21 protein-coding genes and 1 pseudogene are annotated in these 20,304 nt (G+C 58.9%); 20 read left to right on the top strand and 2 right to left on the bottom strand.

The window, feature by feature from the left end:
- Positions 1 to 20: 20 nt before the first annotated feature.
- From RHM55_RS07890 to RHM55_RS07845, 11 genes and pseudogenes are all read left to right on the top strand, one after another.
- Positions 21 to 656, top strand: coding sequence for a MotA/TolQ/ExbB proton channel family protein (locus RHM55_RS07890; protein WP_322180865.1), 636 nt, complete (start codon positions 21 to 23; stop codon positions 654 to 656).
- The gene (locus tag RHM55_RS07885) at positions 653 to 1,084 is read left to right on the top strand and encodes a biopolymer transporter ExbD (RefSeq protein WP_322180863.1); all 432 of its coding nucleotides are present in this window, start codon (positions 653 to 655) and stop codon (positions 1,082 to 1,084) included. The genes RHM55_RS07890 and RHM55_RS07885 overlap by 4 nt, the downstream gene beginning before the upstream one ends.
- Positions 1,084 to 2,097, top strand: a complete 1,014-nt coding sequence (gene lpxK, locus RHM55_RS07880; protein ID WP_322180861.1) for a tetraacyldisaccharide 4'-kinase — start codon at positions 1,084 to 1,086, stop codon at positions 2,095 to 2,097. Before RHM55_RS07885 ends, lpxK begins: the two co-directional genes overlap by 1 nt.
- Before the next feature lie 26 nt (positions 2,098 to 2,123).
- The gene (locus RHM55_RS07875; RefSeq protein ID WP_058437370.1) at positions 2,124 to 2,309 is read left to right on the top strand and encodes a Trm112 family protein; all 186 of its coding nucleotides are present in this window, start codon (positions 2,124 to 2,126) and stop codon (positions 2,307 to 2,309) included.
- Positions 2,306 to 3,070 (top strand): 3-deoxy-manno-octulosonate cytidylyltransferase, encoded by a 765-nt coding sequence (kdsB, locus tag RHM55_RS07870; RefSeq protein ID WP_322180857.1) that lies wholly within the window; start codon positions 2,306 to 2,308, stop codon positions 3,068 to 3,070. Before RHM55_RS07875 ends, kdsB begins: the two co-directional genes overlap by 4 nt.
- Positions 3,070 to 4,095 carry a UDP-N-acetylmuramate dehydrogenase gene (gene murB / locus RHM55_RS07865; RefSeq protein WP_322180855.1) on the top strand — a complete coding sequence of 342 codons (1,026 nt, stop codon included), beginning with the start codon at positions 3,070 to 3,072 and terminating at the stop codon, positions 4,093 to 4,095. The genes kdsB and murB overlap by 1 nt, the downstream gene beginning before the upstream one ends.
- A 268-nt stretch (positions 4,096 to 4,363) precedes the next feature.
- The gene (locus RHM55_RS07860) at positions 4,364 to 4,834 is read left to right on the top strand and encodes a (2Fe-2S)-binding protein (protein ID WP_322180853.1); all 471 of its coding nucleotides are present in this window, start codon (positions 4,364 to 4,366) and stop codon (positions 4,832 to 4,834) included.
- Between the two features lie 62 nt (positions 4,835 to 4,896).
- A pseudogene (locus RHM55_RS25870) lies at positions 4,897 to 5,328 on the top strand (molybdopterin cofactor-binding domain-containing protein); the annotation flags it as partial.
- A 204-nt stretch (positions 5,329 to 5,532) separates the two neighbouring features.
- Entirely contained in the window at positions 5,533 to 7,152 is a 1,620-nt protein-coding gene (locus RHM55_RS07855; RefSeq protein ID WP_416152015.1) for a xanthine dehydrogenase family protein molybdopterin-binding subunit, read from the top strand.
- Complete coding sequence (locus RHM55_RS07850; RefSeq protein ID WP_322180849.1) at positions 7,152 to 8,138, top strand: XdhC family protein; 987 nt, start codon at positions 7,152 to 7,154, stop codon at positions 8,136 to 8,138. Before RHM55_RS07855 ends, RHM55_RS07850 begins: the two co-directional genes overlap by 1 nt.
- On the top strand, positions 8,135 to 8,743 hold the full coding sequence (locus tag RHM55_RS07845) for a nucleotidyltransferase family protein (protein ID WP_322180847.1): 609 nt from the start codon (positions 8,135 to 8,137) through the stop codon (positions 8,741 to 8,743). The genes RHM55_RS07850 and RHM55_RS07845 overlap by 4 nt, the downstream gene beginning before the upstream one ends.
- Before the next feature lie 112 nt (positions 8,744 to 8,855).
- Here RHM55_RS07845 and rne read toward each other — a convergent pair whose 3' ends face one another.
- Entirely contained in the window at positions 8,856 to 12,053 is a 3,198-nt protein-coding gene (rne, locus tag RHM55_RS07840) for a ribonuclease E (RefSeq protein WP_322180845.1), read from the bottom strand.
- A 709-nt stretch (positions 12,054 to 12,762) separates the two neighbouring features.
- Between rne and rluC the strand changes: the two genes are divergently transcribed.
- Genes rluC through sppA form a run of 3 tightly spaced genes read left to right on the top strand, consistent with a single transcriptional unit; the run spans position 12,763 to position 15,377 of the window.
- Complete coding sequence (gene rluC / locus RHM55_RS07835) at positions 12,763 to 13,719, top strand: 23S rRNA pseudouridine(955/2504/2580) synthase RluC (RefSeq protein WP_322180842.1); 957 nt, start codon at positions 12,763 to 12,765, stop codon at positions 13,717 to 13,719.
- A complete protein-coding gene (locus RHM55_RS07830) occupies positions 13,709 to 14,365 on the top strand; it encodes an HAD-IA family hydrolase (RefSeq protein WP_322180840.1) in 657 nt (218 codons plus the stop codon). Before rluC ends, RHM55_RS07830 begins: the two co-directional genes overlap by 11 nt.
- Before the next feature lie 19 nt (positions 14,366 to 14,384).
- The gene (gene sppA, locus RHM55_RS07825; RefSeq protein WP_322180838.1) at positions 14,385 to 15,377 is read left to right on the top strand and encodes a signal peptide peptidase SppA; all 993 of its coding nucleotides are present in this window, start codon (positions 14,385 to 14,387) and stop codon (positions 15,375 to 15,377) included.
- Positions 15,378 to 15,437: 60 nt separating this feature from the next.
- Here sppA and RHM55_RS07820 read toward each other — a convergent pair whose 3' ends face one another.
- Positions 15,438 to 16,016, bottom strand: a complete 579-nt coding sequence (locus tag RHM55_RS07820) for a nucleoside triphosphate pyrophosphatase (protein WP_322180836.1) — start codon at positions 16,014 to 16,016, stop codon at positions 15,438 to 15,440.
- Between the two features lie 245 nt (positions 16,017 to 16,261).
- Between RHM55_RS07820 and RHM55_RS07815 the strand changes: the two genes are divergently transcribed.
- The 6 genes from RHM55_RS07815 to acpP all read left to right on the top strand — a co-directional run bounded on the left by RHM55_RS07815 (position 16,262) and on the right by acpP (position 20,271).
- Positions 16,262 to 16,789, top strand: a complete 528-nt coding sequence (locus RHM55_RS07815) for a YceD family protein (protein WP_219061630.1) — start codon at positions 16,262 to 16,264, stop codon at positions 16,787 to 16,789.
- Between the two features lie 13 nt (positions 16,790 to 16,802).
- Positions 16,803 to 16,985, top strand: a complete 183-nt coding sequence (gene rpmF, locus RHM55_RS07810; protein ID WP_219061629.1) for a 50S ribosomal protein L32 — start codon at positions 16,803 to 16,805, stop codon at positions 16,983 to 16,985.
- Positions 16,986 to 16,989: 4 nt separating this feature from the next.
- Positions 16,990 to 17,997, top strand: a complete 1,008-nt coding sequence (gene plsX, locus RHM55_RS07805) for a phosphate acyltransferase PlsX (protein ID WP_322180833.1) — start codon at positions 16,990 to 16,992, stop codon at positions 17,995 to 17,997.
- Between the two features lie 146 nt (positions 17,998 to 18,143).
- Positions 18,144 to 19,082 (top strand): ACP S-malonyltransferase, encoded by a 939-nt coding sequence (gene fabD, locus RHM55_RS07800; RefSeq protein WP_322180831.1) that lies wholly within the window; start codon positions 18,144 to 18,146, stop codon positions 19,080 to 19,082.
- Between the two features lie 15 nt (positions 19,083 to 19,097).
- Positions 19,098 to 19,841, top strand: coding sequence for a 3-oxoacyl-ACP reductase FabG (fabG, locus tag RHM55_RS07795; protein WP_322180829.1), 744 nt, complete (start codon positions 19,098 to 19,100; stop codon positions 19,839 to 19,841).
- A gap of 193 nt (positions 19,842 to 20,034) precedes the next feature.
- Complete coding sequence (gene acpP / locus RHM55_RS07790) at positions 20,035 to 20,271, top strand: acyl carrier protein (RefSeq protein ID WP_219061625.1); 237 nt, start codon at positions 20,035 to 20,037, stop codon at positions 20,269 to 20,271.
- The last annotated feature ends 33 nt before the right edge of the window (positions 20,272 to 20,304 follow it).

The raw sequence follows: 20,304 nt of genomic DNA, 5'->3' as shown, positions 1-20,304 counted from the left end.
TTTTTCAAGGGGTCGTCACTGTGTGGGAACTGGTCAAATCAGGCGGTTGGATGATGCTGCCAATCATTCTGAGTTCCATCGCTGCTGTCGCGATCATTATCGAGCGGCTCTGGACGTTGCGTGCCAGCCGCATCACCCCGCCGCATTTGCTCGGTCAGGTGTGGCGCTGGATCAAAGACAAGCAACTTAACAGCGACAAGCTCAAAGAGCTGCGCGCCGACTCACCGCTGGGCGAGATTCTCGCGGCGGGTCTGGCGAACTCCAAACATGGTCGCGAGATCATGAAAGAGTGCATCGAAGAGGCTGCGGCGCGGGTCATTCATGAACTCGAGCGTTACCTGAGTGCGTTGGGCACCATTGCTGCCATGGCGCCGTTGCTCGGTTTGCTGGGGACGGTGCTGGGCATGATCGATATCTTTGGTTCGTTCGTGAACTCAGGCATGACCACCAATGCGGCGATACTGGCTGGCGGTATATCCAAAGCGCTGATCTGTACCGCTTCCGGCCTGATGGTCGGTATTCCTGCCATCTTCTTCCACCGGTTCCTGCAAAGTCGGGTCGATGAACTGGTGGTGGGCATGGAGCAGGAAGCGATCAAGCTGGTCGAAGTGGTGCAGGGCGACCGTGACGTCGATCTGACCGAGGGTAAAGCGTGAAATTCCGCCGCCGTAAACCGCGGGAGATCATCGACATCAACCTCGTGTCGTTGATCGACGTGGTGTTTATCCTGCTGCTGTTCTTCGTTGTCACCACCACGTTTACCCGTGAGACCCAGTTGCGCGTCGAATTGCCGCAAGCGGTCACCGGCACTCCGGAAGCCGATTCAGAACTTAAACACCTGGACATCGCAATCAGTGCCGATGGCGTCTATTCGCTGAATAACCGGTTGCTGCCCAAGAATGATCTGGCAACGCTGATCGATGCGCTGCAGAAGGAGTCGGCTGGTGATACGACACTGCCGCTCTCGATCAGCGCCGACGGAAAAACCCCTCACCAAGCCGTTATCACAGCGATGGATGCAGCGGGCAAGCTGGGTTTCAGCCACCTGCGCATGACCACCGTCGAGGCGCCAACGGCTAACTGATGGCGCTGACCGACCGTTTACTCAATGCCTGGTACACCGGCCATCCTGCGCTTGGCCTGCTACGCCCGCTGGAATGGGTGTACCGGCGAGTGGTGCAGAAAAAACGGGCGCGCTTCCTGGCCGGTGAAGGCGACATCTATAAGGCGTCGGTCCCGGTGCTGGTGGTGGGTAACGTCACGGTGGGCGGTACAGGTAAGACGCCGATGATCCTGTGGTTGATCGAGCACTGTCGCAACCAGGGTCTGCGGGTCGGGGTGGTCAGCCGGGGGTACGGCGCTACACCGCCGAGTTTCCCGTGGCGGGTCCGTGTCGGGCAAAGTGCCAGCGAAACCGGTGACGAACCGTTGTTGATCGTGCAGCGCAGCGGCGTAGCCCTGATGATCGACCCGGACCGCAGTCGCGCCGTGCGTGCCTTGCTCGATGCCGAGCCGCTGGACCTGATCCTGAGCGACGATGGCCTGCAACATTATCGCCTGGCCCGGGATCTGGAACTGGTATTGATCGATGCCGTTCGCGGCCTGGGTAATCGCCGCTGCCTGCCCGCAGGCCCCTTGCGCGAACCGATGGAGCGCCTGAACAGCGTCGATGCGGTGCTTTATAACGGCGCCGCCAGCGACCGCGAGGACGGCTTCGCATTTGTTCTCAAACCCACCGCCCTGGTCAACCTGCGTAGCGGCGAGCGTCTGCCGCTGGATCACTTTCCGGCCGGACAAGCGCTGCATGCGGTGGCCGGAATTGGCAATCCACAACGTTTCTTCAACACCCTCGAAGGGCTACACTGGCAGCCTGTTCCCCACGCGTTCGCCGATCACGCAGTCTACAGTGCGCAGGCGTTGACGTTCACACCGTCGTTGCCGCTGATCATGACCGAGAAGGATGCCGTGAAGTGCCGGACCTTCGCCGCTGACGATTGGTGGTATCTGGCTGTGGATGCGCAGCCTTCAGCCGCCTTCGTCAGTTGGTTCGATTCGCAGTTGTTACGCCTGTTGCCCATTTCGCCACTTTCTCCGTAAATAACAGCAACACCACAGGATTTTTTATGGACACCAAATTGCTCGACATCCTCGCTTGCCCGATCTGCAAAGGGCCGCTCAAGCTCAGCGCCGACAAAACCGAGCTGATCAGCAAAGGCGCGGGCCTGGCCTATCCGATTCGTGATGGCATTCCGGTGATGCTGGAAAGCGAAGCGCGCACCCTGTCCACCGAAGAGCGTCTGGATAAATGACTGCAGCGTTCACGGTTGTTATTCCGGCGCGTTTCGGCTCCAGCCGTTTCCCCGGCAAGCCCCTGAAAATGATCGCTGGCAAGCCGATGATCCAGCACGTCTGGGAACAGGCGCGTAAAAGCAGCGCTGAGCGCGTGGTAGTGGCCACTGATGATGCGCGCATCGTCGAGGCTTGCCGTGCTTTTGGCGCCGAAGTGCTGCTGACCCGTGACGACCACAACTCCGGTACCGACCGCCTGGCCGAAGTCGCCGCTCAACTGGGCCTGGCGCACGACGCCATCGTGGTCAACGTGCAGGGTGATGAGCCGATGATCCCGCCTGCGGTGATCGATCAAGTGGCGGACAACCTGGCGGCACACCCGGAAGCGCGGATGTCGACCCTGGCCGAACCGATCGACGATGTGGCCAGCCTGTTTAATCCGAACGTGGTCAAAGTCGTGGCTGATCTCAATGGCCTGGCCCTGACGTTCAGTCGCGCACCATTGCCGTGGACGCGTGACGCCCTGGCCAAGGATCGCGATCAGTTGCCGGCCGGCGTCCCGTATCGCCGACATATCGGGATCTACGCCTACCGTGCGGGTTTCCTTCACGACTTCGTCAGTTGGGGCCCGTGCTGGCTGGAAGATACAGAGAGCCTGGAGCAACTGCGTGCCCTGTGGCATGGCGTGCGTATTCACGTCGCCGATGCAGTGGAAGCGCCGCCAGCCGGTGTCGACACCGCTGAAGACCTTGAGCGCGTGCGCCGCTTGCTGGAGGTTTGATGGCCTTGCAGGTGCAGTCCGCGGTTTCCCTCAAGCCGTTCAACACCTTTGGCGTGGACGTGAGCGCCAAAGTGTTCGCCGAAGCCCACAACGACGATGAGGTGCGCCAGGCATTGGCGTTTTCGGCTGAACACGGGCTGCCATTGCTGGTCATTGGCGGCGGCAGCAATCTGTTGCTGACGGCCGATATTCAGGCACTGGTGCTGCGCATGACCAGTCGCGGCGTTCGTCTACTTGCCGACGATGGCGAGCAGGTCATCGTGGAAGCCGAGGCGGGTGAGGCTTGGCATCCCTTTGTGCTGTGGAGCCTTGAGCAGGGCCTGTCCGGCCTGGAAAACCTCAGCCTGATTCCTGGCACCGTGGGCGCTGCGCCGATGCAGAACATTGGTGCCTATGGTGTCGAAATCAAGGATGTATTCCACAGCCTGACTGCGCTGGACCGCCAGACAGGTGAGCTGCGTGAGTTTTCCCTTGGCGACTGCGCTTTCGCTTACCGCGACAGCGTGTTCAAGCGCGACACGGGGCACTGGGTGATTCTGCGCGTGCGCTTTTTACTGAGTCGCGCGGCGCACCTGCATCTGGAATACGGGCCTGTACGTCAGCGTCTGGATGAACAGGGCATCGTTCAGCCGACGCCCAAGGATGTCAGTCTGGCGATCTGTGCGATCCGCAGCGAAAAACTGCCGGACCCGGCCGTCTTGGGTAATGCGGGCAGTTTTTTCAAAAATCCATTGGTACCCGCTTCATTGGCAGCTGAACTGAAGCGCCAATATCCGGGTCTGACTGCTTATCCACAGGCTGATGGTCAAGTGAAGCTGGCTGCGGGCTGGCTGATCGAGCACGCGGGGTGGAAAGGGTATCGCGACGCGGGCAACGGGGCGGGGGTACATCGCCTGCAGTCACTGGTGTTGGTCAATTATGGCAACGCCACCGGGTTGCAGCTGCTGAACCTGGCGCAACGTATTCAAAATGACATTGCCCAGCGCTATAACGTGCAATTGGAAATGGAGCCGAACCTTTACTAAGGTTCGGTTGTTTTTAGGGCTATTCTCTACCCTCGCTTTGCTCCTGTTTCATTAGAACCATCAGAATCCCTGAGGCGGACTCGTTCGCTTAAACGCTTTTTAGTTAGCTTGCTATCGATGTAAGGCGAGCGACTTGTTGATGCATCCGAACCGAGGGGCTGTGCGACACGGTCCTGTATTAGCCTGAGCCGATCTGCCTCAGCCAAAGAGCTGAATCCAGAGAAAGATCGCTCGTCTCGAACCCCTGATAAAATAGGCGGCGTGCTCCATGATTACCCTGAATCTCAATGGCAAAGATCACCAATTGGATGCGACTGAGGATATGCCGCTGCTGTGGGCTATCCGGGACATCGCGGGTTACACCGGGACCAAATTCGGCTGTGGCATGGGCGTGTGCGGTGCCTGCACCATCCACATCAATGGTGAGCCGGCGCGCTCATGTGTCACCCCGATTGGCAGCGTGGTCGGTCAACCGGTCACCACCATCGATAACCTGCACAGCGATCCGGTCGGTCAAGTGGTACAGCAAGCCTGGCTCGATAATGGCGTGGCCCAATGCGGCTTCTGTCAGGGTGGGCAAATCATGTCCGCGACCGCCTTGCTCAAGAGCAATCCGGCACCTAGCGATGCTCAGATTGAAGACTATATGGCTGGCAACATCTGCCGTTGCGGTACCTATAACCGGATCAAAACCGCGATCCATCAGGCCGCGACTCACCTGAAGGAGGCCAAGGCATGAGCCAGTCCCTGAACGATTTCGCCCTGAATAATTTGAGCCGTCGCGGCTTCCTTAAAGGTGTCGGCGCAACCAGCGCGCTGGTACTGGCTGCCAGTTGGGGTTGGCAGGATGCTTTCGCCGATGAGAAGAAGTTCGGCGCCGACGGCATGCCGCACGGCTGGATCGATGACCCGAAGGTCTACGTCAGCATCGACGCCGACGGCACTGTGACGGTGACGTGCAACCGTTCCGAAATGGGCCAGGGTATTCGCAGCAGCCTGAGCATGGTGGTCGCGGACGAACTGGAAGCCGATTGGACGCGGGTCAAGGTCAAGCAGGCACCCGGTGACGAGGTACGCTTCGGCAACCAGGACACCGACGGTTCGCGCAGCATGCGCCACTGGTATGAGCCGATGCGCCGCTGCGGTGCTGCCGCGCGGACCATGCTTGAACAGGCCGCTGCCGATCAATGGAAAGTGCCGTTGGCCGAATGCCACGCGCAGCTGCATAAAGTTATCCACAGGCCGACAGGCCGTGAGTTGGGCTATGGCGAGTTGGCCACGGCGGCCGGTGCATTGGCCGTGCCTGCCCGTGACAGCTTGCGCCTCAAGCAGCCTTCCGAGTTCCGTTATATCGGTAAGGAAGCAACGCGCGCCCTTGATGGTGATGACATCGTCAATGGCCGGGCGATTTATGGCGCTGATGTGCATTTTGACGGCATGCTCTACGCCACCATTGCGCGGCCACGGGTGTATGGCGGCAAGGTTAAATCCGTTGACTCCAGCGCTGCCCTGAAAGTGCCCGGTGTGATCAAAGTCATGGAAATCGAGAGCAGCCCGCTGCCTTCCGAGTTCCAGCCGCTGGGCGGTGTGGCGGTGATCGCCAGCAACACCTGGGCTGCGATCAAAGGCCGTGATGCGCTGAAAATCGAGTGGGATGATGGCGTCAACGCCAGTTACGACTCGGTCGCTTACCGCAAGGAAATTGAAGCTGCCGCGCAGAAATCAGGCAAAGTAGTCCGCAGCACGGGTGATATCGACGCCGCCCTGAGCAAGGCTCATAGCACGCTCGACGCTTCGTATTACTTGCCGCATCTGGCGCAATCGCCGATGGAGCCGATGGTTGCCATTGCCCGTTTCCAGGATGGCGTATGCGAAGCCTGGGCGCCGAGCCAGGCGCCGCAAGTGACCCGCACGCGGATCGCGGACCGTCTGGGCATCCACTTCGACAAGGTCACGGTCAATGTCACCCTGCTGGGCGGCGGTTTCGGGCGCAAGTCGAAACCGGACTTCGTGATCGAAGCGGCGATCCTTGCCAAAGCCATGCCCGGTAAAGCGGTGCGGGTCCAATGGACGCGGGAAGACGATGTTCATAACTCTTACTTCCACACGGTGTCGGCGGAATACCTCAAGGCCAGCCTCGATAAGGACGGCATGCCGTCTGGCTGGTTGCACCGCACCGTAGCGCCGAGCATCACCGCGCTGTTTGCGCCGGGGGTCAAGAACGAAGGTGCGTTCGAACTGGGCATGGGCTTCACCAACATGCCGTACGCAATCCCCAATGTCCGCCTGGAAAACCCCGAGGCCGTGGCGCATACCCGTGTGGGCTGGTACCGCTCGGTATCGAACATCCCCCACGGGTTTGCGGTGCAGAGCTTTATCGATGAACTGGCAGCCAAAGCGAAGCAAGACCCCTTGAAGTACCAGCTCAAACTCCTGGGCCCGGATCGGCAGATCGATCCACGTACCCTCAGTGAAGAGTGGAATTACGGTGAATCGCCAGAGCGTTACCCGATTGATACCGCGCGCTTGCGTGCAGTGATCGAGCGGGCCGCCAAGGAAGCCGATTGGGGGCGTAAATTGCCCAAGGGCCGTGGCCTTGGCCTGGCCGCGCATTACAGCTTCGTCACCTATGTGGCGGCAGTGATCGAGGTCGAGGTCAAGGATGACGGGACCTTGATCGTGCACAAAGCCGACATCGCCGTGGATTGCGGGCCGCAGATCAACCCGGAGCGGATTCGCTCGCAGTTCGAAGGTGCTTGCGTGATGGGCCTGGGCAACGCAGTGCTGGGGGAAATCAGCTTTAAGGACGGCAAGGTTCAGCAGGACAACTTCCACATGTACGAAGTTGCGCGCATGTCGCTGGCGCCCAAGCACGTCGCCGTGCATCTGGTGACGCCTGCCGGTGAGGTGCCGTTGGGCGGTGTTGGCGAGCCAGGTGTACCGCCGATTGCGCCGGCCTTGTGCAACGCGATCTTCGCCGCCACAGGCCAACGGATCCGCAGCCTGCCGATTCGCCATCAGCTCAACGGCTGGCAGGCGAAACAGGCCAAAGTCTGATGGACAGCGTTGACCTGAATGTCCTGCGCAGCGTGCTCAAATGGCGCCGCGCGGGGCATCGCGTGCTGTTGTACAGCGTGGTGCAGACCTGGGGCAGCGCGCCTCGGCCACCCGGCGCGATGCTGGCCTTGCGCGAAGACGGCATAGTCATCGGCTCCGTATCGGGTGGCTGCATCGAGGACGACCTGATCGCGCGCTTGCAGGAGGGGCGTGTACACGCCAGTAATGGCGTGCACCTGGTGACCTATGGCGTGACCCGCGAAGAGGCCGCCCGATTTGGTCTGCCGTGCGGCGGCACGCTGCGTTTGGCCGAAGAGTGGGTCGGCGATGTGCAGTGGGTTGCCGACGTATTGCAGCGCTGCGGGGATCACCAGATCGTCGCTCGCGAGCTGAATCTGCAGTCTGGCGCTGTCAGCCTGCACCCGGCCAGTCGTGAAGAGGGGGTGACGTTCGATGGGCAGACCCTGCGCACAATCTATGGGCCGCGCTGGCGTTTGATGTTGATTGGCGCGGGGCAATTGTCGCGGTATGTCGCCGAGATCGCCCGTCTGCTGGATTTCGACGTGCTGATCTGTGATCCGCGCAAAGAATTTGCCTACGGTTGGGAGGATCAGCAAGCGCGCTTCGTGCCCGGAATGCCGGATGATGCCGTGTTGACCATCGAGCCCGACGAGCGCACCGCCATCGTTGCCCTGACCCATGACCCGCGCCTGGATGATATGGCCCTGCTCACGGCATTGAGTTCCAACGCGTTCTACGTGGGCGCGCTTGGGTCGAGGGCCACCAGCCAGAAGCGCCGGGAAAATCTTGCTCAACTGGGCATGGATGCTGAGATTATCGGACGTTTGCATGGGCCTGTCGGTCTGCACATTGGCAGCCATACCCCCGCAGAAATCGCGCTGTCATTGATGGCAGAGATCGTGGCCCTTAAAAACGGCATTCCCTTGAAGCAGAAAAAACCCCTCAGCGCAGAGACGGCGCATTGAGCACAACCCTGTGTGCTGTGGTGCTTGCCGCAGGGCAGGGCAGTCGCTATCGGGCCGTTGCCGGTGCGGATCAAGATAAGTTACTGGCTCCGTGTGTCGGGCGCGACGGAATTGTGCGCCCGGTGCTTGAGCAGGTGTTGCTGAACTTGCAAGCGGCTGTGGAAAAAGGGGCTGTGGATAACTGTGTGCTACTGACCCGTCCCGAGCGTCTTGAGGTCATTGAGCTGGGACTGCGTTATGGCTGCCAGGTGGAGTTGCTGGCGTCAGGCGGTATGGGCGACAGCATCGCGGCGGCGGTTACCGCTCAGCCCGATCATCGTGGTTGGCTGGTTGTGTTGGGGGATATGCCATTTATCTTGCCCGACACCCTGGTTCGGGTGATTGGCTCGCTGGAAGAAGGGTCCGTCAGTGTGCCGGTCAGCGCTGGAGAATACGGTCATCCCGTAGCATTCGGCCGTCAGTTTTGCCTGCCGTTGATGGCATTGGCGGGCGAGCGGGGCGCAAGACGCTTGTTTCAGGCTGGGCGGGTGCGGGAAGTGCCGGTCGACGACCCCGGCGTGCTGTGGGACGTCGATACACCTGCATCGTTGGTGTTCACGCCTTGATTGACTGATGTGCCTGGATTACCACCTTCGCGTCCGCTGGGTAAACCCGTTTCGCAGGCATGAAAAAGCCCCCATCTGCTCGCGCAGGTGGGGGCTTTTTCATCAGCCGGGATTAAGCGAGCGGTTTAGGCTCTTTGCTTTCTTCCAGTACTTCAGGGTGCTGCTTCACAACGTCTTCAATCGAACGCAGGTTCTCATCGATGACCGGCACTTGTTCGGTGCTTTCAACGTGCTGGGTCGATTCGATTTCAGCAACGACTGGAGCCGGTTCTACAGCGACAACCTGTGGAGCGTTGGCAGCTGCTTCTTCAGCTTCTTTCAGCAGACGCTCGGCTTCACGCTTGCGACGACGCACTTCGCGAGGATCGTTCGGCGCACGGCCAGTGCTGCTGACTGGAAGAGCCGGGGCTTCTTCAGCGATGGCTTCAACCACTGCTTCAGGTGCTGGTTCGGCTTTGACTTCCGGAGCAGGCGTCACGGGTTCGGCGATGACAGGTTCAGCGACGGCCGGCGCAGCAGGTGCTTCGGTCGGCAGTGCTGACGATTCATTTGCCTGAACCTCTTCCTGAACAGGCGCTACGGGTGCTTTGTGGTACGACGCTGCGTGCTCGACGACCGGTGCGCTGAACAGTTCAGCCTGAGCGGCTGCTGGTTGTTCAACCGGTGCTGGGGGCTCTTCGCGTGGTACTACAGCCTGGACTTCAACGTCCGGAGCGGCTTCTGCTGCGCTCGGTGCAACGTCTGCGGCCTGCGCTTCAACCACTGGGGTCTCGACGGCTGGCGCATCGCTTGCTTCTACTGCGGCAGTGGCGCGTTCAGCCTGACGGTGTGCATCGGCTTCGGCCGGTGCGCTGATCACGCTGCTGGCAACGGCGGCAGTGACTGCCAGACCGGCAGCCAGATCGGAGGTGGTTTCTTCGGTGGTGCTTTCTTCAGCGCCTTCCGAACCTTCGATCACATTGCCGTTGGCATCACGTTGACGCTCGCGACGGTTGCTTCGACGACGCTGACCACGTGAACGACGACGAGGGCGATCACCTTCGGTGTCATCCTGATTGTCATCCTGCAACAGCTCTTCGTTAGGCAGCACTTCTTCTTCGCTGACAGCTACGGCCTGTTCGGCACGTGGCTGACGCTCTTCACGCGGTGCACGCGGTTGGCGTTCTTCACGCGGTGCGCGCTCAGGACGCTCTTCGCTACGGACTTCAACTGGAGCAACAGCATCCAGAGGCTCGCGCAGTTCGCGGACCGGACGCTCTTCGCGTGGCTTGCGATCTTCACGTGGCGCACGTGGAGCGCGTTCTTCACGAGGCGGGCGAGGTGCGCGCTCTTCGCGAGGGGCTGTAGTCTCTTCGCGCACTTCACGCACTTCACGTGGCGCACGTTCTTCACGAGGGGCACGCTCTTCGCGCGGTGCGCGTTCTTCACGGGCCTCGCGAGGGGCGCGTTCTTCGCGTGGTTTGCGTTCTTCATCGCGGCGGCCAGTGCGGCTGCGGCTCTGCTGACGACCGTTACGGCGCTCTTCGGTGCGAGCAGGACGTTCAGCAGCGGCTGGTTTTTCGACCACGACCGGTGCTGCAGGCTCTTCCTTGGTGGCGAACAGGCTGACCAGCGACTTCACCAGACCTTTGAACAGGCTTGGTTCGTGAGCAACGGGAGCAGGTGTCGGTGCAACGGCAACGGCTTCAACCGGCATCGGCGCGTTGGCGCGCGGCGGAGCGGTTTTGACTGCAGCTTCCTGGCGAACCAGGGTGCGGGTCGCGGCCGGGGCTGGCGGCACTTCTTCCACTTCAGCGGCAGCCGCAGCGATTTCGTAGCTGGACTGGTTGGTGTGGGCTTCCGGGCTGTCATCACGCAGACGCTGCACTTCGAAGTGCGGCGTTTCGAGGTGATCGTTCGGCAGGATGACGATGCGAGCACGAGTACGCAGTTCGATCTTGGTGATCGAGTTGCGTTTTTCGTTGAGCAGGAACGCCGCCACCGGGATTGGCACCTGAGCGCGAACTTCTGCAGTGCGATCTTTCAGGGCTTCTTCTTCGATCAGGCGCAGGATTGCCAGCGACAGCGATTCAACATCACGAATGATGCCGGTGCCGTTGCAACGAGGGCAAACGATGCCGCTGCTTTCGCCCAGCGATGGACGCAGGCGCTGACGGGACATTTCCAGCAAGCCGAAACGCGAGATGCGACCCACCTGGACGCGGGCACGGTCTTGTTCCAGGCTTTCGCGGACTTTCTCTTCCACGGCGCGCTGGTTCTTGGCTGGCGTCATGTCGATGAAGTCGATGACGATCAGGCCGCCGATATCACGCAGACGCAACTGGCGGGCGATTTCTTCAGCCGCTTCCAGGTTGGTTTGCAGTGCGGTTTCTTCGATGTCGCTGCCTTTAGTGGCGCGCGCCGAGTTGATGTCGATGGACACCAGAGCTTCGGTCGGATCGATGACGATGGAGCCACCGGAAGGCAATTCGACGACCCGCTGGAAAGCGGTCTCGATCTGGCTTTCGATCTGGAAACGGTTGAACAGCGGTACGCTGTCTTCGTAGAGCTTGATCTTGCTGGCGTACTGCGGCATCACCTGGCGGATAAAGGTCAGGGCTTCTTCCTGAGCTTCAACGCTGTCGATCAGCACTTCGCCGATGTCCTGGCGCAGGTAATCGCGGATGGCGCGGATGATGACGTTGCTTTCCTGATAGATCAGGAACGGCGCGGAACGATCAAGCGACGCTTCTTTGATAGCGGTCCAGAGTTGCAGCAGGTAGTCGAGGTCCCACTGCATTTCTTCGCTGCTGCGGCCAAGGCCGGCAGTGCGCACGATCAAGCCCATGTCGGCCGGAGCGATCAGGCCATTCAGCGCTTCACGCAATTCATTGCGTTCTTCGCCTTCGATGCGGCGCGAAATGCCGCCGGCACGCGGGTTGTTCGGCATCAGCACCAGGTAACGACCGGCCAGGCTGATGAAGGTGGTCAGGGCTGCGCCCTTGTTGCCACGTTCTTCTTTTTCGACCTGAACGATAACTTCCTGGCCTTCGGTCAGGACGTCCTTGATGTTGACGCGGCCTTCAGGTGCTTTCTTGAAGTATTCGCGGGAGATTTCTTTGAGTGGCAGGAAGCCATGGCGCTCAGAGCCAAAATCGACAAAGGCAGCCTCGAGGCTTGGTTCGATGCGAGTAATCCGGCCTTTATAGATGTTGGCCTTCTTCTGCTCGCGCGCACCTGATTCGATGTCCAGGTCGTAGAGGCGTTGGCCATCTACCAGTGCAACACGCAACTCTTCGGGTTGGGTTGCGTTAATCAGCATTCTTTTCATGTAGTACCGTCGGTTTCCGGGCTGCCGGAAACGGCGTTCGGCACACACGACTTCTCACGGTCGGTGTCAGGGCGCGTCAGGAGTGGTTGGCCACTCCGTGTCTAACGAGTTTCGACCAGAGGGGTCGGAGTCGCGACGACGTTTCCTGCTTGCTGTGGTGACAAAAGACACCCTGTCAGCAAAAGCTTTGTCAGGAGGAGGAATCAACCATCGGCAGCGGACGATATGAAGCGTCTTGAATAAAGCCTAGTGCTACACGGTCCGATGGTTGTGCGTCTCCACCCCGCACGTATCCCTGATAATTCGGGTGCTGCCGCGCGCAGAATCCGCAACGGGTTGGCATTTACCGCGGTCTTCGATAGGGAAGATCGCGCATCATTGCTAGAGGCTTTATTTCCGAAGCATTCGCTTGAGTGTCTGCAAACGACTGCACTTTGTGAACTGGCCGTGAATATGGGCTCCGAAGGCGAGTGATAACTCTGCGATCTGGCTTGTTTCAGGCCTCATGTCACCTGCGCTCGTTACGTTTCCAGACCTTCCGTTATCCAGCGAAAGCCCCGTCGGACGGCCTTGCGTCCTTGTAATTGCGATGGTCAGGGCCGGTGGTTATACCGTTTGTCCGCTGGCCAGGCCGCTTTTGGCGACGTTCGCGACTATAACAGTAATCATTAAGTGCTTCAAATCCATAAAAATTGTTATGATTTGCCGCATGACGAATATTGCCCCCCCAACCTCCGGCGTCCAGCTGGTTGAGGTTGCGCCGGAACTTGCCGGTCAACGCATCGATAACTTTCTATTCACCTATCTCAAGGGCGTTCCCAAGACCTTGATTTATCGCATTTTGCGCAAAGGCGAAGTGCGGGTGAACAAAGGTCGGATCAAACCTGAGTACAAGCTGAAAGGTGGCGACATCATTCGCGTCCCGCCTTTGCGCCTGCCTGAGCGTGACGAACCCGTGCCTGTGGCTCAGGGGCTGTTACAGCGCCTGGAGGCGGCCATTGTCTACGAAGACAAGGCGCTGATCGTGCTGAACAAGCCTGCCGGCATCGCTGTGCATGGCGGTAGCGGTCTGAATTACGGGGTGATCGAAGCCTTTCGTCAGATGCGTCCGGACGCCAAGGAGCTGGAGCTGGTCCATCGGCTCGATCGGGACACGTCTGGCCTGCTGATGATTGCAAAAAAACGCAGCATGCTCCGTCATCTGCATGAAGCATTGCGCGGTGATGGTGTTGATAAACGTTATATGGCCTTGGTCCGTGGCCGCTGGGAGACGGCTCAGAAGCGCGTAAACGCACCATTGCTCAAGAGTAACCTGCGGTCCGGCGAGCGCATGGTCGAGGTCAACGATGAGGGCAAGGAGGCGCTGACGATTTTCAAGGTGCTGCGTCGCTTCGGTGATTTTGCCACCATGATCGAGGCTAAACCCGTCACCGGGCGTACGCACCAGATTCGTGTCCACACCTTGCACGCCGGACATTGCATCGCAGGCGACACCAAATACGGCGATGAAGACTTCAGTCGTGAAATTCGTGATCTGGGCGGCAAGCGCCTGTTCTTGCACGCCTACATGCTGACCGTGCCGTTGCCCGACGGTGGTGAGCTGAAGCTGCAAGCGCCAGTCGATGACATGTGGGCCAAAACCGTGGAGCGTTTGAGTGCGCCCTGATTATAAATTGCTGATTTTCGATTGGGACGGCACGCTGGCCGATTCCATTGGTCGTATCGTCGAGGCAATGCGTACTGCGGCGCATCTTAGTGATCTGGCCGCGCGCGATGATTTTTCGATCAAGGGCATCATTGGTCTGGGTTTGCCTGAAGCGATTCGCACGTTGTACCCCGAAATTTCTCCGAGCCTGATGACAGCTTTTCGTGATCACTATGCGCAAAGTTATATCGCGCTGGAGGCTGAGCCTTCGCCGTTGTTCGCGGGTGTCGTGCAGTCGCTCGAGGCGTTTCGTGTTCAGGGGTATCAGCTTGCAGTTGCCACGGGGAAGTCGCGCCGTGGCCTGGACCGGGTGCTGAGCGCGCATGGTTGGGAGGATTACTTCGAGATCACGCGTGCCGCCGATGAGACCGCGAGCAAGCCGGACCCTTTGATGCTGCACGAGATCCTTCGGCACTGCGATGTCGCACCCGAGGAAGCGCTGATGATCGGCGATTCATCGTTTGATTTATTGATGGCGCGGAACGCTGGCATGGATTCGGTGGCGGTGGGTTACGGTGCGCAAACACTGGCATCGCTGCGCGAATTCGAGCCGCGTCTGGCTATCGAGAGTTTTCCAGAGTTGCACGCCTGGTTGGGCGCGCGCTGATTTTTTAGGGTGATTGAACATGTCGGACGAATGGAAAGGCAGCAAGGCTGAAGTCGAGGGCGGTAGTTCCGACGACAAAAGCTGGAAACTGCTGGAAAAGACCTTGTTGGCCGGTGTGCAAGAGCAGCGCCGCTCACGACGCTGGGGCATTTTCTTCAAGCTGCTGACATTCGCTTATCTCATTGGTGCGTTGATGTTGTTTACGCCGCTGATGGATGTCGAAAAAGGTGTTTCTCGCGGGAAGAACCATACTGCGTTGATTGAAGTGCGGGGGATGATCGCGGACAAGGAAACGGCCAGCGCCGATAACATCGTTGGCAGTCTGCGTACGGCATTCGAGGATTCGAAGACCAAGGGCGTGATCCTGCGTATCAACAGTCCAGGCGGCAGCCCGGTACAGTCCGGCTACATCTATGACGAAATACGTCGGCTGCGCGCCGAGAAGCCGGATATCAAGGTTTATGCGGTCATCACCGATCTCGGCGCTTCGGGTGCTTATTACATTGCCAGTGCCGCCGACCAGATTTATGCCGACAAGGCGAGTCTCGTGGGTTCCATTGGGGTGACGGCGGCCGGCTTCGGTTTCGTCGGGATCATGGACAAGCTGGGCGTTGATCGTCGTACCTACACGTCGGGCGAGCACAAGGCGTTCCTTGATCCGTTCCAGCCACAGAAGGCTGATGAAACTCAATTCTGGCAAGGCGTGCTGGACACCACTCATCGCCAGTTCATCGCCAGCGTCAAGCAGGGTCGCGGTGATCGCCTGAAGGACAAGGACCATCCCGAGTTGTTCTCCGGGTTGGTGTGGACCGGTGAGCAGGCGCAACAGCTAGGCCTGGTTGATGGTCTCGGCAGTGCCAGCTATGTGGCGCGTGAGATCATCGGTGAGAAGGAAATAGTCGATTACACCATCGAAGAGTCATCGTTTGATCGCTTCTCCAAGAAGCTGGGTGTCAGCATGGCTAACCAGATAGCGATGTGGATGGGCTTCCAGGGGCCGTCGTTGCGTTAACGAAATCAGCGGTACGTGCAAAGAAGCCCGGCCATTGGTCGGGCTTCTTCATTTCAACGATTAAGGAATCGCGATCCCTTCCATCAGTAGCATGTCGATCAGGCGAATCAAGGGCAGGCCGATCAGGCTGGTAGCGTCGCTGCCTTCGGTGCTGCGAAACAGGCTTACACCCAACCCTTCGGCCTTGAAGCTTCCTGCGCAATCGTAGGGCTGCTCGGCGCGCAGATAGCGCTCAAGGCTGGCCTGATCCAGATCGCGCATGTGGACGGTGAACGGCACGCAATCGACCTGGCAGTGGCCTGTACGGCTGTTGAGCAGTGCCAGGCCGGTCAGAAACGTCACGCTGGCGCCGCGGGCTGCTGACAGCTGCTCCAGGGCGCGTTCGAATGTGTGGGGTTTGCCTAGAATCTGGCCGTTGAGGACCGCGACCTGATCCGAGCCTATGATTAGGTGGTCTGGGTGGCTGTCGGCAAGCGCCAGCGCCTTTTCTCGAGCCAGGCGCTGAACCAGTTCGATCGCGGGCTCTTCAGGTCGGCGGCTTTCATCGATATCAGGTGAGCAGCAGGTGAACGGCAGGCGCAGGCGAGCCAGTAATTCACGGCGGTAGGGCGAGCTCGATGCGAGTAGCAGGGGTGGCATGCTGTTCTCCGAAAGGTGAAAGGTCATTCTAGTCAGCACTCAATATTGAGCTTTCAGTCTGCTGAAACGTAGCGAGCGAAGGCAAGGCAAGGCGAGAGCAGGCGAGAATGCGGAGTTTACGGGCTGTAAATGAGCATTTCGAGCCTGCTCTCAACGCAGCATTGCCGAGTGCAGTAGTTTCAACAGATTGAAAGGCCTGAATTTCCTTTGACAGAGGGAGGGCTCGTCCCTAGAATGCTGCGCCTATGTTGAATGACCCGATTCCACCTCACGTTGACCCGCGCAAATTAGCTGATCGTGGCACTACTCTTCAGGGAGAAGTACTGCTGGCTGATTTGGAGAGACTCTGCGACCCGCTTTCCGATAACCTCGGTACGGTGCAGGCTAAATTCATTTTTGAGCGAGACGAGCGCAGATCTGTGGTCATCCACAGTTCCATCGACGCCGAGGTCAAAATGGTTTGCCAGCGTTGTCTTGAGCTGGTCACCCTGCCGATCCACAGCGAATGCAGTTACGCTGTGGTGAAAGAGGGTGCGAATACCCAGTCGTTACCGAAAGGTTATGACGTGCTGGAACTGGGCGAAGATCCATTGGATCTGCTGGCATTGATCGAGGAGGAGCTGTTGCTCGCCTTGCCCATTGTGCCTGCTCATCATCCGGAAGAATGCCAGCAGCCGGCGGACCTTAACGAGTCCGAGCCGAGCGTGGACGAGGTAACGCGGTCCAACCCGTTCAGTGTATTGGCGCAGTTAAAGCGTGACCCAAACGTTTAGGAGTTAATCAATTATGGCTGTTCAGCAGAACAAAAAATCCCGCTCTGCCCGTGACATGCGTCGTTCGCACGACGCTCTTGTGGCAAGCACTCTGTCTGTAGAAAAAACCACAGGTGAAATTCACCTGCGTCACCACGTATCGCCGGAAGGTGTTTATCGTGGTCGCAAAGTGATCGACAAGGGCGCTGACGAGTAATTTCTTGTCCGCTCCGATCATCGCGATTGACGCAATGGGTGGGGACTTCGGTCCCCGCAGCATTGTGCAGGCCAGTATCGCTTGTTTGTTCGCTACGCCCTCGCTGCACCTGACCCTCGTCGGTCAAGCCCCCCTTCTTGAAGAATTGATTGCTCGCCATTCCGGTGTGGATCGCTCACGTCTGCGTGTTGTAAACGCCAGCGAAGTGATCGCCATGGATGAGCGGCCTTCGCAGGCTTTGCGCAGTAAGCCTGATTCGTCGATGCGGGTGGCGTTGGGGTTGTTGGCCGAGGGCCAGGTTCAGGCTTGTGTGAGTGCGGGTAATACCGGGGCGCTGATGGCGCTGTCACGCTTTGTGCTCAAGACTTTGCCAGGCATTGATCGACCCGCGATGATCGCAGCCATCCCGACTCAGCGTGGTTATTGCCAGTTGCTGGACCTGGGAGCAAATGTCGATTGCAGTGCCGAAAACCTCTATCAGTTCGCCGTCATGGGTGCTGTCGCGGCTGAGGCCTTGGGCGTTCCCCGGCCTCGGGTGGCGTTGCTCAATATTGGCACCGAAGACATCAAGGGTAATCAGCAGGTCAAATTGGCGGCTACTCTGCTTCAGGCTGCGCCGGGTTTGAACTACATCGGCTTCGTCGAAGGTGATGGGGTGTACCGTGGCGAGGCTGATGTTGTGGTGTGCGACGGTTTTGTCGGTAATATCCTGCTCAAGTCAAGCGAGGGGCTGGCGACAATGATCGGCGCACGGATCGAATCGCTGTTCCAGCAGAATGTATTTACAAGGGTGGTGGGTGCTTTAGCGTTGCCCATGCTCAAGCGTTTGCGGGCCGACCTGGCGCCTGCACGGCATAATGGCGCGAGTTTTTTGGGTTTGCAGGGCATTGTCGTGAAAAGCCACGGCGCCGCAGGCGTGCAAGGCTTCCAGAGCGCGATTCAACGAGCGCTGATCGAAATACAGGAAAACCTCCCGCAACGCTTGGGTGGGCGTCTTGAGGGGCTGCTTTAGGCTGTCTCCGGGCGCGAGTTGCGCAAATGTGACGCTGGTGACTGGTCAGTCATCCAACTGTCCATTCACGGACAGTTAATTTTGAGTTTCGCGCCTGGCCTGGCTGGGCGTCAATTTTCGACGACAAATCATTAGGGGCTTGATCAATGTCTGCATCCCTCGCATTCGTCTTTCCGGGTCAAGGATCGCAGTCCCTCGGCATGCTCGCCGAGCAGGGCGCTCAGCACAAACTGATCCTCGAGACCTTCAGTGAAGCTTCCGAAGCCTTGGGTTACGACCTCTGGGCGCTGACCCAGCAAGGGCCGGAAGAACAACTCAATCAAACCGATAAAACCCAGCCTGCGATCCTGACAGCCTCTGTGGCGCTGTGGCGCCTGTGGTTGTCTGAAAGCGCTTTGCGCCCTGCGTATGTCGCCGGGCACAGCCTGGGTGAATACAGCGCGCTGGTAGCGGCAGGCAGCCTGACCTTGAGCGATGCGGTCAAGTTGGTGGAGCGTCGGGGTCAGTTGATGCAACAGGCTGTGCCTGCGGGCCAGGGCGGTATGGCTGCCATTCTGGGGCTGGACGATGCCGATGTGCTGGCGGCGTGCGCCGAGGCTGCCCAGGGCGATGTCGTCAGCGCGGTGAATTTCAATTCGCCGGGCCAGGTCGTGATCGCCGGTTCTGCCGCCGCTGTCGAACGTGCCATTGAGGCCTGCAAGGCCCGTGGCGCCAAGCGTGCATTGCCACTGCCTGTGAGTGTGCCGTCGCATTGCGAATTGATGCGTCCGGCCGCTGAGCGCTTCGCCGAATCCATCGCGGCGATTGCCTGGCAGACACCGCAGATCAAGCTGGTACAGAATGTCAGCGCGTCATCGGTGGCCGACCTCGATACCCTCAAGCGCGATCTGTTGGAACAATTGTACAAACCTGTGCGTTGGGTCGAATCTATCCAGTTCCTGGCAGCCCATGGCGCGACCCGGTTGGTCGAGTGCGGGCCGGGAAAAGTGTTGGCGGGTTTGAATAAGCGCTGCGCCGAAGGTGTGACAACCTACAACCTCAATACCCCAGACGCCTTCGCCGCCACCCGTGCGGCATTGGCCTGATTAGGAGAAGCTTGCATGAACCTGCAAGGTAAAGTTGCACTGGTCACCGGTGCGAGCCGCGGTATTGGCCAAGCCATTGCTCTTGAGTTGGGACGTAACGGTGCGACCGTGGTCGGGACGGCAACGTCCGAGTCCGGCGCCGAGCGTATCAGTGCGACCTTCAAGGAAAACGGCATTGAAGGCTTCGGGCTGGCGCTCGATGTCTGCAGCGATGCGTCGGTCAGTGCGACACTGGCATTGATTCAGGAGCGCGTTGGCGCCCCGTTGATTCTGGTCAACAACGCTGGTATCACCCGTGACAACCTGATGATGCGAATGAAAGATGACGAATGGCATGACGTTGTCGACACCAACCTGAACAGTCTATTTCGGCTGTCCAAGGGTGTTTTGCGTGGCATGACCAAGGCTCGTTGGGGTCGAATTATCAGTATTGGTTCGGTAGTGGGTGCCATGGGCAACGCAGGCCAAGTAAACTATGCGGCTGCGAAAGCTGGTCTGGAAGGTTTCAGCCGGGCCCTGGCCCGTGAAGTCGGTTCGCGTGCGGTCACCGTGAACGCGGTTGCGCCTGGTTTTATCGATACTGATATGACTCGCGAGCTGCCAGAAGCGCAACGTGACGCATTGATTACCCAGATTCCTTTGGGACGTTTGGGGCAGGCGCAAGAGATCGCACACGTGGTCGCTTTTCTTGCATCTGAAGGTGCGGCCTACGTTACCGGGGCTACAATCCCGGTGAATGGCGGCATGTACATGAGTTGAATGTGACGGATCGCTTCAAAAAAATGTCATACGGGCGGTCTAAAATCCGTTATAAAGCTGCAATCTATTAATAGGCGGAAGGCGGGTGTGGTTACAGAGGATGAGCATTGAGCTTGAAATGCGTAAAACCTCTTCGATACACTTACCCACCGGCCAGCTGCCTGAATTTGTCCACTAGGAGTTAAAACAAGGTATGAGCACCATCGAAGAGCGCGTCAAGAAAATCGTTATGGAGCAACTTGGCGTCAAGGCAGAGGAAGTGACAAATGCTGCTTCTTTCGTTGAAGACCTGGGCGCTGACTCCCTTGATACCGTGGAGCTGGTGATGGCTCTGGAAGAGGAATTCGAGACCGAAATTCCTGACGAAGAAGCCGAAAAAATCACTACCGTTCAAGCAGCTATCGACTACGTTACTGCCCACCAGGCGTAATGGTTTGTAGTCGTCGCTTGCTGTCGGGAAAAA

The sequence above is a fragment of the Pseudomonas sp. MH9.2 genome (assembly GCF_034353875.1).
Lineage (GTDB): Bacteria > Pseudomonadota > Gammaproteobacteria > Pseudomonadales > Pseudomonadaceae > Aquipseudomonas.
The sequence above is the reverse complement of the archived record's forward strand: the minus strand, read 5'-3'. Positions and strand labels throughout refer to the sequence as shown.